The organism is Azospira restricta, assembly GCF_016858125.1.
Classification (GTDB): domain Bacteria; phylum Pseudomonadota; class Gammaproteobacteria; order Burkholderiales; family Rhodocyclaceae; genus Proximibacter; species Proximibacter restrictus.
Genome location: NZ_CP064781.1, coordinates 2,252,154 through 2,264,307, shown reverse-complemented (window position 1 = coordinate 2,264,307; position 12,154 = coordinate 2,252,154). Strand labels below are relative to the sequence as shown.

At 71.9% G+C, this 12,154-nt stretch carries 12 protein-coding genes; 9 read left to right on the top strand and 3 right to left on the bottom strand.

The features are described from left to right. Window positions 1-113: 113 nt before the first annotated feature. From IWH25_RS11120 to IWH25_RS11110, 3 genes are all read left to right on the top strand, one after another. Window positions 114-851, top strand: coding sequence for an SDR family NAD(P)-dependent oxidoreductase (locus IWH25_RS11120; protein WP_203385875.1), 738 nt, complete (start codon window positions 114-116; stop codon window positions 849-851). A 96-nt stretch (window positions 852-947) separates the two neighbouring features. After that, on the top strand, window positions 948-1,169 hold the full coding sequence (locus IWH25_RS11115; protein WP_203385874.1) for a tautomerase family protein: 222 nt from the start codon (window positions 948-950) through the stop codon (window positions 1,167-1,169). 80 nt (window positions 1,170-1,249) lie between these two features. After that, window positions 1,250-1,669, top strand: coding sequence for an organic hydroperoxide resistance protein (locus IWH25_RS11110; RefSeq protein ID WP_203385873.1), 420 nt, complete (start codon window positions 1,250-1,252; stop codon window positions 1,667-1,669). 165 nt (window positions 1,670-1,834) lie between these two features. Here IWH25_RS11110 and IWH25_RS11105 read toward each other — a convergent pair whose 3' ends face one another. Continuing rightward, the gene (locus IWH25_RS11105) at window positions 1,835-2,290 is read right to left on the bottom strand and encodes a carboxymuconolactone decarboxylase family protein (RefSeq protein WP_203385872.1); all 456 of its coding nucleotides are present in this window, start codon (window positions 2,288-2,290) and stop codon (window positions 1,835-1,837) included. A 5-nt stretch (window positions 2,291-2,295) separates the two neighbouring features. Beyond that, a complete protein-coding gene (locus IWH25_RS11100) occupies window positions 2,296-2,733 on the bottom strand; it encodes a cupin domain-containing protein (protein WP_203385871.1) in 438 nt (145 codons plus the stop codon). Between the two features lie 164 nt (window positions 2,734-2,897). Here IWH25_RS11100 and IWH25_RS11095 point away from each other — a divergent pair, with 164 nt between their 5' ends. Further along, complete coding sequence (locus IWH25_RS11095) at window positions 2,898-3,455, top strand: RrF2 family transcriptional regulator (RefSeq protein ID WP_203385870.1); 558 nt, start codon at window positions 2,898-2,900, stop codon at window positions 3,453-3,455. 99 nt (window positions 3,456-3,554) lie between these two features. Here IWH25_RS11095 and IWH25_RS11090 read toward each other — a convergent pair whose 3' ends face one another. Beyond that, window positions 3,555-4,766 (bottom strand): NAD(P)/FAD-dependent oxidoreductase, encoded by a 1,212-nt coding sequence (locus tag IWH25_RS11090; RefSeq protein ID WP_203385869.1) that lies wholly within the window; start codon window positions 4,764-4,766, stop codon window positions 3,555-3,557. Between the two features lie 357 nt (window positions 4,767-5,123). On the opposite strand from IWH25_RS11090, the gene IWH25_RS11085 reads away from it, so the two are divergent. From IWH25_RS11085 to IWH25_RS11065, 5 genes are read left to right on the top strand one after another with little or no spacing between them, the layout of a single operon-like run. After that, window positions 5,124-6,497, top strand: a complete 1,374-nt coding sequence (locus IWH25_RS11085; RefSeq protein WP_203385868.1) for a class I adenylate-forming enzyme family protein — start codon at window positions 5,124-5,126, stop codon at window positions 6,495-6,497. Further along, complete coding sequence (locus tag IWH25_RS11080) at window positions 6,494-7,897, top strand: isochorismate synthase (RefSeq protein ID WP_203385867.1); 1,404 nt, start codon at window positions 6,494-6,496, stop codon at window positions 7,895-7,897. Before IWH25_RS11085 ends, IWH25_RS11080 begins: the two co-directional genes overlap by 4 nt. Before the next feature lies 1 nt (window position 7,898). Then, window positions 7,899-9,581: a 2-succinyl-5-enolpyruvyl-6-hydroxy-3-cyclohexene-1-carboxylic-acid synthase gene (gene menD / locus IWH25_RS11075; RefSeq protein WP_203385866.1), complete on the top strand. Its 1,683-nt coding sequence runs from the start codon at window positions 7,899-7,901 to the stop codon at window positions 9,579-9,581. A 3-nt stretch (window positions 9,582-9,584) separates the two neighbouring features. Continuing rightward, window positions 9,585-11,441 (top strand): DUF294 nucleotidyltransferase-like domain-containing protein, encoded by a 1,857-nt coding sequence (locus IWH25_RS11070; protein ID WP_203385865.1) that lies wholly within the window; start codon window positions 9,585-9,587, stop codon window positions 11,439-11,441. Continuing rightward, complete coding sequence (locus IWH25_RS11065) at window positions 11,438-12,112, top strand: exonuclease domain-containing protein (protein WP_203385864.1); 675 nt, start codon at window positions 11,438-11,440, stop codon at window positions 12,110-12,112. Before IWH25_RS11070 ends, IWH25_RS11065 begins: the two co-directional genes overlap by 4 nt. Window positions 12,113-12,154 lie beyond the last annotated feature (42 nt).

Sequence of the window (12,154 nt, the reverse complement as noted above, 5' to 3'; positions counted from 1 at the left end):
GAAGTTAAAGGCACCTAGTTTATCCGATCAAATGACGTCAATAGAGTAGCGAACACCAGACAAGGCCATTCAAGGCTCCTGGTCGATCACCAACTTTCAGGAGGCGTACCCGCATGAACAGCAATCACCGAACCGTCGTCATCACCGGCGCATCGAGCGGCATCGGTCTCGGCCTGGCCGAGGCCTTCCTCAGCCAAGGCTACAACGTCGTCGGCAACGCCCGGACGGACGAACGACTCGCCATCGCCGCCGCTCATCTGGACCACTCCCCGCGCTTTCTCGGCGTCGCCGGCGACATCGGCGAACGCACTACCGCCCAGCGCGTCATCGACCGTGCCGTCGAACGGTTCGGAGCGGTCGACGTCCTGGTGAACAACGCCGGCATCTTCATCGCCAAGCCGTTCGCCGAATACACCGAAGAGGAGCTCGATGCGCTGATTGCGACCAATCTGAAGGGTTTCGTCTACGCCTCGCAGGCTGCCGCCGCGCACATGATCGGGCGCAAGCGGGGCCATATCGTGAACATCACGGCAAGCATCGCGCTGCAGTCGAACATCGGGGTGCCGGCCGCACTGCCGGTGCTGATCAAGGGCGGCATCAACCAGGCGACCCGCGCACTGGCGCTCGAGCTCTCGCCGCACAACATCCGGGTCAACGCGGTGGCGCCCGGCATCGTCGATACGCCGCTCTATACGCCCGACATGCACGGTTTCCTGAACTCGCTGGCACCGGCCGGGCGCATCGGCAAGGTGAGCGAGATCGCGGACGCCGTCCTGTACCTGAGCAACGCCGACTTCACGACAGGCGTCATCCTGCCGGTCGACGGCGGCATGAGCTCGGGCAAATGGTAGCCCGACCGTCCCGAGCCCGAATCGCCGCCGCCTGCGACGACCGGCCCGCTGTCCTCGACGAGCATCGTCGCTGCCCATCGATCAGGAGAAACTGTCATGCCCTTCGTTAACGTCGTCGTGACCCGCGACGGCATCACGCGCGAGCAGAAAGCCCAGGTGATCCGGGAAATCACCGAAACCCTGCAACGCGTCCTCGACAAACGGCCGGACCTGACCCACATCGTGATCGACGAGGTCGACACCGACAACTGGGGCTATGCTGGCATGACAAGCACCGAGTACCGCAAACAACGGGCCGCCGAACAATCGTCGCGCTGACCGACGGCTGTCATCCGCGTCCGGGGCCGCAGCCTCGCCGACGACGCGCAAATGCTTCCAACCCCACGAAAGGAATCATCATGATCAACCCGATCGACAACGTGCTCTACACTGCACACACCCACACCACGGGCGGCCGCGACGGCGCGGGTCGCTCCAGCGATGGCGCGCTCGACGTCCGCCTCAGCAAGTTCGGGAGCGGCCGGCCCGGGACCAACCCCGAACAACTGTTCGCCGTCGGCTGGTCAGCCTGCTTCATGGGCGCCATGGGCCGTGCAGCCCTGAAGCGCAAGATCGCGCTGCCGGCCGACGTCGCCATCGATGCCGAGGTGGACCTGGGACAGACGGGCGACGCCTTTTTCCTGCGGGCGCGCCTCAACGTCCACCTGCCGGGAATCGACCGCGAGGTCGCGCAAGCCCTGGCGCAAGAGGCACACCAGATCTGCCCGTATTCGAAGGCCACGCGGGGCAACATCGACGTCGACATCCGCGTTGTCTGAGCCGTCAGACGCGCCGGGAATCGCGGCGGGCGCTGTCGTCATCCGACAGTCGCCCCGCCACGGGAGCAAACGGCCACGACCCGGCAACAGCTTGCCGGCGTGAATCTCCCGAAATTCAGGACCACGCGCCGACGATCGTCTTCGCCAACGCCGGCGGTCTCGGCCTTATTGCTGTAGCGCTGCCTGTGGCGTATTCCGGAAACTGATCGCCATGCGGTTGTAGGCGTTCATCAGGCTGATCGCGATCGTGAGATCGACGAGCTCCCGCTCGTCGAATACCGTACGGGCGCTTTCGTACGCAGCGTCGGGGACACCGGTTGCAGCGACGCGCGTCACCGTTTCCGCCCAAGTCAGAGCGGCACGCTCGCGCTCATCGAAGAGATTCCCTGCTTCAGCCCACGCCTGAAGCAGCGCCAGCTTCTCGACCTTCTGCCCTTTCTTCAGCAATTCGCGGGTGTGCATGTCGAGGCAGTAGGCGCAGTTGTTGATCTGCGAGATGCGCAGATAGACCAGCTCGATCAGGACAGGGGATAGGCTGCCCTGCTTGACGTATCCGTAGACGCCGCCAAGGGCCTTGACCCCTGCCGGTGCGATTTTCGTGTAATCAAGACGCTTGCTCATTCGATTTACTCCTGGTGGCTCGGATAGGGCTTGTCGGGCGTGGTCAGCTCGCGATCGTTCGTGTCGACGACGAACACCGCGAGCAACTTTGCAGGCACGGTCGCGCTCGCATTGCGGCTCACGGGATGACGTGCGCCGGGCGGCTCGTAGAAGCTCTCGCCGGCACGAACGATCCGCCGGGGACCGTCATTCACCTGCGTCTCGATGGCGCCCGAGACGACGTAGCCGAAGATGAAAGCCGACTTTGCATGCGCGTGCGCCGGCGAAGCGCCGCCGGGCGCATAGTCGACGAGCAAGGCGATCAGCGACTTGCCCGGAATGTTGGGTATCGCCTGCTCGAAGTGCGGCGTAACCACCTCGCCAACGCCATGTGCGGCCACTGGCATCGCGCCGGAGAGAAAGACGGCGGCACACGCAGTGCCGAAAACGGTTCGAAGCTTCATGAGCGATCTCCTGTGGTTCACGAAGGGAAGTACAAGGCAAAACTACTATCTTCAAAGTCGTAGTTGTCACCTGGAATTCTGCTGCTCCATCGACACCACTTCCTTGCAGCCCTGACAGGGCTTGTATATGCTTTGTACTGCGATTATTTCAGTCCGAGTTAGCCATGTCGTTCATCAGCACCGGGGTCGAGTACGGCCTGCACTGCCTGCTGTATCTGGCCCGTTCGCCCGTGGGCGTGGAAGAGGCCAGCGTCCGCGACCTGGCCGAGTTGCAGGGCATCTCCACCGAGTACCTGGCCAAGCTGTTCACCAAGCTGGCCAAGGCCGACCTCGTGGTGGCCACCGAGGGCATCCGGGGTGGCTTCAGGCTGGCCCGCCCCGCCGAGCGGATTACCGTGCACGACGTGGTGGTCGCCATTGACGGAAACAAGCGGCTGTTCGAGTGCCGCGAAATTCGCGGCTGCTGCGCGGTGTTCGAGGACGCTCCCCCGGCATGGGCCACGCGCGGCGTATGTTCGATTAACGCGGTCATGCAGCTGGCGGAAAAGGCCACGCGCGCCGAACTCAAGCAGCACACGCTGGCCGATCTGGTGCAGCGCACCGTCGACAAGGCGCCAGCCAGTTACGGCGTGCAAGTCGTTCAATGGCTGACCGACCGCGCCGCCAACCGACGCGGCGACAAGGAGGAGGTCGCGCCTGCCAAATCGCACAGGCACGGCTGACACCGGCATCGACCCGACGGGCGCGGAACCTTGCCGATCCGCCAGGAAGCGGAACGGGGGCGACCCGTTGGATCGCCCGCTTCGTTTCCGCCTGCCCACTCAGGCCACCACGACCCGGCGCGGATCGGCCGCCGCCAGCGCTTCGGCCCGGTCGGCGCTCGGCGGATAGATCCACTCGGTATTGATCTGCGTCTTCAGCGCCTTGGCTTCGGCCCCCACCAGCTTCACCTGGCGATCCCAGCCCTCGGTGTAAACCGCGCCCCAGGGCCCGAGATCGAGACAGGTCACGTACTTGGGCTGACTGTACGGAATCGCCGGCTTGCCCAAGAGGTCGGCCGCGACATTGTGGCCGGCGGAGCGGCCCAAGGCCATCGCATGCTGGCAGGACATCAGCGTGTAGTTGCCTGCATCATCGGTGGCAGCACAGGCGACATCCCCCGTGGCGAACACCGTATCCACTCCCTTCACCTTCAGGTTGCGGTCGACGTGCAAGCGGCCGAAGCTGTCGCGCTCCGCCGGAATCTGATCCGTTAGCGCGCTAGCGCGAGCGCCGGCGGTCCAGATGACGGTGGCCGCGTCGATACGCTCGCCGTTCTCAAGCGTGACACCGTTCGCGTCCACCGTCGCGACTCCGGAGCCAAGCCTGCACTTCACGCCAAGCTCGGTCAGCGCCTGAGTGATGACCGGGCGCGGGCCGGCCCCGAGATCCGGACCGATCTCACTGTTGCGTTCGACCACGATCACATTCACGGCAGCAGATTGGCCAAGCACTTCCCGCAGGCGGGCCGGCATTTCGGCCGCTGTCTCGATACCGGTGAATCCACCGCCGGCCACCACGACCGTGTTGCGTGCGGCGCTGTCGGGGCGACTGGCCAGGCTGGCGATATGCGCCTCAAGCTGCGCGGCATCGGCGACCTGATCGACGTTGAAAGCGTGCCGGTCCAGACCCGGAATCGGCGGACGGAACAGACGGCTGCCCGCGGCAAGAACCAGGCGGTCATAGCCAAGCGTGCGACGCGACGTATCGCCCCCGACGCCCACCAGTTCGACCTGCTGGTTTGCGACGTCGATGCGTTCGACCATCCCCTGGATGAACTTCACGCCCACCGCCTTGAAAATTTCCTGCAGCGGCGCCTTCATGCCGGCAGGATTCTGCTCGTAGAGACGGGGGCGAACGTGCAGCTCGGGCTCCGGCGCCACCAGCGAAATCTCGACATCGGCGCGCCCCGCTTCATCGAGCAGACGGGCCGACGCCAGTGCGCTCCACATGCCGGCAAAGCCGGCGCCGATTACAAGAATGCGTTTGGACATGATGCGTACTCCTCAATCAATCCTCGGTTGCAAGTGCCTGGCCAAACGCACGGTTTGCGTGGCGGCCTTCGACGGCGCGCAACACATCATGGCCGCACCCCGTAACTACGATTCTATGAGTCGTAGTTTTAAAAAGCAAGCGCCTCTTCAACCGCCCTGCCCTTCATCAGGTTTCAACCACGACCGGCCTTAGCAAACTCCGGAAGTGGGTACGGCCTCGCCACCTGGACTCAGAACGGGCGGGCGCGGGGAGGAGAAGGCGGCAAGGACGTACCGAGTCGATCCTGTCGCCACCGATCCCGTTTCTTGACCTGGAGCAGCGTCGACTGCGCATGCGCCTCGTATAATCGTTCGCTGATGATGCCGACCGACCGCCACGCCAGCCTCGCCGCCGCCCTCGCCGCGCATGCCCGGGAAACCCCGGCCGCGCCGGCGCTGCTGTGCGCCGACGACACGCTGAGCCATGCACGGCTCGCCGACGAGGCCGCGCGCCGCGCCGCGAGCCTGGCCGCGCTCGGCCTGGCGCCGGCGACGATCGTCGCGCTGGCGGCGCCGGCCGGCGAACTGGCGCAGACGCTGCTCGCCTGCCAGTGGGCCGGCCACCCCTTCCTGCCGCTCGATCCCGCCACCGCCGACGAACGCTGGCCGGCCTTCGCCGCCGGCGCGGCGGCGCGCCACCGCCTGGCGCAGGCGCCGGCCGTCGGCGCGCGGACAACGGCACCGGCGACGTCTGCCGCCGACGCGCCGGCGCTGGTCGTCGCCACCAGCGGCAGCGCGGGAACGCCGAAGGGCGTGCTGCTCGCGCACCGTGCGCTGGCGGCCGCCGCCGCGGCGAGCGCCGCGCGCATCCCGCTCGCCCGCGGCGACGTGTGGCTCAACTGCCTGCCGCTGTTCCACATCGGCGCCCTGGCTATCTTCTGGCGCTGCCTCGCCGCCGGCGCCGCGGTCCGCCTGCACGAAGGTTTCGACGCCGCCGCGGTATGGGCCGACATCGCCGCCGGCCGCGCGACGCACGTCTCGCTGGTGCCGGCGATGCTCGCCCGGCTGCTCGACGTGTCCGCCGATGCGCCGCCGCCGGCTACGCTGTCCTGCGCGCTGATCGGCGGCGCCGCGCTGTCGCGCCCGCTGTGGCGGCGCGCACGCGACGCCGGCTGGCCGCTCTTCGTCAGCTACGGCATGAGCGAGACCGCCGCCCAGGTGGCGACGCTGCCGCCGACCGACGACTGGCAGGAGGGCCTGGTCGGCACGCCGCTGCCGGGCATGGAAGTCGCCGTCGGCGACGACGGCCGCCTCCGCGTGCGCGGCCCGCAGCTGCTGCTCGGCTATCTCGGCGACGCGGCGTCGCCGCTCGTCGACGGCTGGCTGCGCAGCGGCGACCTCGGCCGCATCGACGACCGCGGCCGCCTGCACGTGCTCGGCCGCGGCGACGACGTGCTGGTCAGCGGCGGCGAGAACATCCATCCGCTCGAGGTCGAGTCGCGACTCGCCGCCTGCCCCGGCGTCGCCGACGTCGCGGTGACGGCGACCCGCGACCCGGTCTGGGGCGACCTCGTCACCGCGCTGGTCGTCGGCAGCGCCGACGCGGCGGCGGTCGAGGCCTGGAGCCGCGAACACCTGCCGGCGAAGCTGCGCCCGCGGCGCACGCTCACCGTCGCCGCGCTGCCGCGCACTGCGCTCGGCAAGCTGGAGCGGCAGCGGCTGCCGGCGCTCGCCGCGGAGGCGGCGGCATGAACGCGCTGCTGACCCTGCCCGACGCCGCCTGGAATGCGCTGCAGCTGCGCCTCGACCGGCTCGCCGCCGGCGCCGCGGGCGGCGCGCTGCTCAGCGTCACGCTCGACCTCGGTGCCGGCGAGCGCGACTGGCTGCACGCGCAGCCGGCGAGCCGCGAATTCTGCTACTGGGCGCAGCCGGCCGCCGGCCGCCACCGCCTCGGGCTGGGCCGCGCCGTCGTCTGCACCTCGGCCGGCCCGGCGCGCTTCACCGCGCTGCAGGCGGCGCATGCCGGCATCGCCGGCGACTGGCGGCACGACGGCGAGCTCGGCGGCGACCATGTGCCGGTCGCCGGCCTCGGTTTCGCCTTCGACCACGGGCCGGGCGCGAGTCCCGCCAGGCATGACGGGCTCGGCGAGAGAAGCCTGCCGCGCGCCGCCGGCGACCTGCCGAACGCCCAGCTCGGCGTCGCCGCGGTGCTGCTGACCAGCGCCGGCGACCGCCTCAGCGCCACCTTCACGACGCCGGCGCGCGACCGCGCCGACGCCGTCGCGCGCTGGCGCCGACTGCTCGCGGCGCGGCCGCTCGCTGCGTTGCCGACGAACGTCCCGCTGCCGGCGACGGCGCTCGCCGAGCGCGCCTGGAATGCCCGCGTCGAACGCGCGCTGGCCGCGATCGCCGCCGGCGAACTGGACAAGGTCGTCCTCTCGCGCAGCCTGCGCCTGCCGCTGGCCGGCCGCGTCGCACCGGCGGCGTTGCTGGCGCGACTGGTCGAGCGCCATCCGCAAGCGACGGCGTTCGCGATCGGCGGCGAGCAGGCGGTCTTCCTCGGCGCGACGCCCGAGCGGCTGGTCGGTCTCCGGGACGGCGCGGTGCGCGCCGACGCGCTGGCCGGCACCGCCTGGGACGACGAGCCGCTGGCGGTGGACAAGAACGCGCACGAGCAGGCGCTGGTCGTCGCCGCGATCCGCGAGGCGCTGGCGCCGCTGTGCGCGACGCTCGAGCTGCCGCCGGCGCCGCGCGTGCTCGAACTGCGCGGGCTGCGCCACCTGTGGACACCGATCGCCGGCCGCGTCCGGGCGGGCATCGGCCTCTTCGACCTGATCGCCGGCCTGCACCCGACGCCGGCGGTCGGCGGCTCGCCGGGCGCGGCCGCGTGCGACTGGCTGCGCCGTCACGGCGAGCGCCGCCCGGGCTGGTACGGCGGCGGCATCGGCTGGATCGACCGGCACGGCGACGGCGAGGTCGCGGTCGCGCTGCGCTGCGGGCTGCTCGGCGCGCACCACATCGAACTGCCGGCCGGCGCCGGCATCGTCGCCGGCTCGCGCGCCGCGCACGAGTTCCGCGAGACCGAGGCCAAGCTCGGCACGATGCTCGACGCGCTGCGCGCGGACGCCGGCCAGGCACGTACCGGAACCTGAGATGCAAGACACCGGCCAGCTCAACCTCGACTGGAGCGCCGCGCTGATCGGCGGGCTGGCCGACGCCGGCGTGCGCGAATTCGTGCTCTCGCCCGGCGCCCGCTCGACGCCGCTGACGCTGGCCGCGCTGCGCCATCCGCGGCTGCGCTGCACGGTGATCCTCGACGAGCGCGCCGCCGCCTGGTTCGCGCTCGGCCGCGTCAAGGCCGACGGCGCGCCGGTGGCACTGGTGTGCACCTCGGGCACCGCGGTCGCCAACTGGCTGCCGGCGGTAGTCGAGGCCAACCAGGCGGCGCTGCCGCTCGTGCTGCTCGCCGCCGACCGGCCGCCCGAGCTGCACGGCTGGGGCGCCAACCAGACCATCGCGCAGGCCGACCTGTTCGCCGGCCAGGTGCGTGCGACGCACGCGCCGGGCGCGCCGTTCCCGGGTTTCGCGCCGGACTGGCTGCGCCAGCTCGCCGCGCGCGCCGTCGCCGACAGCCGCTGGCCGCTGCCCGGCCCGGTGCAGCTCAATCTCGCCTTCCGCGAACCGCTGCTGCCGGCCGCGGCGCACATCGCCTTTCCGGACGCCGAACCGCTCGCTTGCGCCGCGCCGACCGCGCAGCCCGATGCCGCCGCCGTGCGCGTGTTCGCGGCCGCACTGAGCACCGGCCGCGGCGCGATCGTCTGCGGCGAGGGCTGCGCCGGCGACGCCGACCCCGCCGAATTCGCGCGGGCGGTGACCGAGCTCGCCGCCCGCCTGGCCTGCCCGATCCTCGCCGAGCCGCTGTCCGGGCTGCGCTTCGGCGCGCACGACCGGACGCAGGTCTGCCACCGCCACGACCTGTGGCTGCGCGACGAGACGCGCGCGGCGGCGCTGCGCCCGGACTGGGTGCTGCGCTTCGGCGCCTTCCCGGTGACGCGCATGCTGCAGCGCTTCGTCGCCGGCGCCGCGACGCTGCTGGTCGAGCCGCACGGGCGCTGGCCGGACCCGCTGCACCGCACGCAGCAGCTGCTGCGCGCCGACCCGCTGGCCGCCTGCCGCGCGCTGTTCGGCGGGGAGCTCGTCGCCGCCGACGCCGGCTGGCTCGCCGCCTTCGCCGAAGCCGAAGCGGCTGCCGAAGGCTGGCTGCACGCCCGCCCGCAGCCGCCGGAAGCCGCGCTCTTCGCCGGGCTGTGCCGCGCGCTGCCGGCGGGCACGCATTTCTTCTGCGGCAACTCGCTGCCGATCCGCGACCTCGCCGCCTATTCCGGCAGCGGCGAAAAGGCCATCGCCTTCTTCGCCAACCGCGGCGCCAGCGGCATCGACGGCAACCTCGCCACCGCCGCCGGGCTGGCCGCAAGCGGACCGACCGTCGCCGTCGTCGGCGACCTCACCGCGCAGCACGACCTCGGCAGCCTCGCGCTCGCCGCCGGCCGGCCGCTGGCGGTGATCGTCATCAACAACGGCGGCGGCGGCATCTTCGACCTGCTGCCGCCGGCGGCGCTGCCGGAATTCGAGGCCGGCTGGCTGACGCCGCAGCGGCTCGACTTCGCGCACACCGCCGCCGCCTTCGGCCTCGCCTACCGGCGCTGCGACGACCCGGCGGCCGCCATCGACGCAGCCGGCGCGGCGCTCGCGGCGGGCGAGCCGCGGCTGATCGAGTTCGTCGTCGACCGCGCCGCGAGCCTCGCGCTGCGCCGCGCGATTCCTCCCGGAGGCTGACCGATGCGCGTCGAACTGGCCGAGATCCGCGACTTCCTGGCACCGCTGCCGCCGTTCTCGCTGCTCGACGCCGACGCCCTCGACGCGCTGCCGGCGCAGCTCGCAGTGCGCTACCTGCGCCGCGGCAGCGACTTCCCGCCGGCCGGCGAGGCGCCGGCGCTCTACGTCGTGCGCAAGGGCGCCATCGAGCGGCGCGACGCGCACGGCAGCCTGGTCGACGTCTTCGCCGACGGCGACGTCGTCGATGCCACCGCCGCGGACGACGACGGCAGCCGCCGCGTCGCCGTCGAGGACAGCCTGCTCTACCTGCTGCCGGCGCCGGCGCTGCAGGCGCTGCGTCGCGCGCAGCCGGCCGTCGACGCGCATTTCGCGCGCAGCGCCGCCGAGCGCCTGCGCCATGCCCGCCGCCCGTCCGACGGCGACGACGCGGCGGATGCCGATGCGCTGCTGCGCCCGGTCGGCGAACTCGCGACGCGCGCGCCGGTGACGGCGCCGCCGACGCTGTCGATCCGCGAGGCCGCCCGGCGCATGAGCGCGGCGCGCGTGTCGGCATTGATGATCGTCGACGACGGGCGCCTCGCCGGCATCGTCACCGACCGCGACCTGCGCCGCCGCTGCCTCGCCACCGGCCTGCCGGCGGAGGCAGCGGTGGCGTCGATCATGAGTGCCCCGGTCGCCGCGATCGACCCCGAGAGCCCGGCCTTCGAGGCGCTGCTGGCGATGACCCGGCGCGGCATCCACCACCTGCCGCTGGTCGACGCCGGCGGCGTGCGCGGACTGGTGTCGAGCAGCGACCTGCTGCGCGGACAGCGCGCGGGCAGCGTGCAGCTGGCGCGCCGCATCCGCAGGTGCGCGTCGCCCGCGGAACTCGCCGCAGCCGCCGGCGAGCTGCCCGAACTGCAGCTGCGCCTCGTCGCCGCCGGCGCCGGCGCGGCGCAGGTCGGCCACGCGCTGACCGCGCTCTACGACGCCCTCGCCTGCCGCCTGCTCGAACTCGCGGAAAGCGAACTCGGTCCGCCGCCGGTGCCGTACGCCTGGGCGGCCTGCGGCTCGCAGGGCCGGCACGAGCAGACGCTGCGTTCGGACCAGGACAACGCGCTGATCGTGCACGACGACTTCCGCCCCGAGGCGCACGGCGCGTGGTTCGCGGCGCTGGCGCAGGCGGTGGCCGACGGTCTCGATGCCTGCGGCCTGCGCTACTGCCCGGGGCGCGTGATGGCGAGCACGGCGGACTGGCGGCAGCCGGTGCGCGTGTGGAGCGAGCGTTTCGCGGAATGGATCCGCGCCGCCGACAAGCGCTCGGCGATGCTCGCCGCCAACTTCCTCGACCTGCGCGTCGTCCGCGGCGACCCGGCGCTGCTGGCGCCGGTGCATGCCACGGTCGTCCGCGAGTGCGCGCGGCACGAGAGCTTCGTCGCGCAGATGACCGCCAACGCGCTGGAGAACCGGCCGCCGCTCGGCTTCTTCCGCCAGCTGCTGCTGGTTCGCGGCGGCACCGCCACCGACGCGTTCGACGTCAAGCGCGGCGGCCTGCTGCCGATCTCCGACCTGGCGCGCGTGCACGCGCTCGCCGCCGGCTGCGCCGAGATCGGCACGCTGCCGCGGCTGCGCGCGGCGGCCGGCGGGCCGACGCTGTCCGCCTACGGCGCCCGGGAACTGGCGGAGGCCTTCGAGTTCCTCGGCGGCCTGCGCCTGCGTCACCAGTCCGCGCAACTCCGCCGCGGCGAGGCGCCCGACAACCTGATCGCGCCGGCATCGCTGGGCAGGCTCGAGCGCGCGGAACTGAAAGCCGCCTTCGCGGTGATCGAACGTCAGCAGGCGGTGATGGCGCAGCGCTATGCGGCGCGGAGCGCGACGTGATCCGCCGCCTGGCCGGCGAGCTGCGCCGCCGCTGGCTGCTGGCGCGGGCGCCGGCCGGGCCGCGCCGGGACTTCCTCGCCGCGCCGTGGCCGCCGGGCGGACTGCCGTGCGCCGCCGCCCGCTACCTCGCGCTCGACCTGGAAACGACCGGCGGCGATCCACAGCAGCACGAGATCGTCAGCCTCGGCTGGGTCTGCCTCGACGGCCCGCGCATCGACCTCGGCAGCGCCCGCCGGCGCATCGTGCGCATCGCCGGCGCGATGAGCGCCGAGTCGGCGACGGTGCATGCGATCACCGACGACGAGGCGGCCGCCGGCGTGCCGCTGGATGCGGCGCTGCGCGAGCTGCTGGCGGCGCTCGCCGGGCGCGTGCTGATCGCGCATTACGCGCCGACCGAGCGCGGCTTCGTCGACGCGGCCTGCCGCCGGCTGCTCGGCGGCGGCATCGCGATCCCGGCGATCGACACCCTCGACATCGCCCGTCGCCTGATGCCGCCCGGGCAGGCGCCGGCGCCGGGCAGCCTGCGCCTCGGCACCCTGCGCCGGCATTACGGCCTGCCCCGCTACCCGGCGCACGATGCGCTCTCCGACGCGCTCGCCGCCGCCGAGCTGTTCCTCGCCCAGCTCGGCGCGGCGCCGCGCCCGCCGACGCTGGCGGAGTGGCTGGCGTAGGGCGTGTTGAAACGGATGGATAAGTTCGTCATTCCGGCGAAC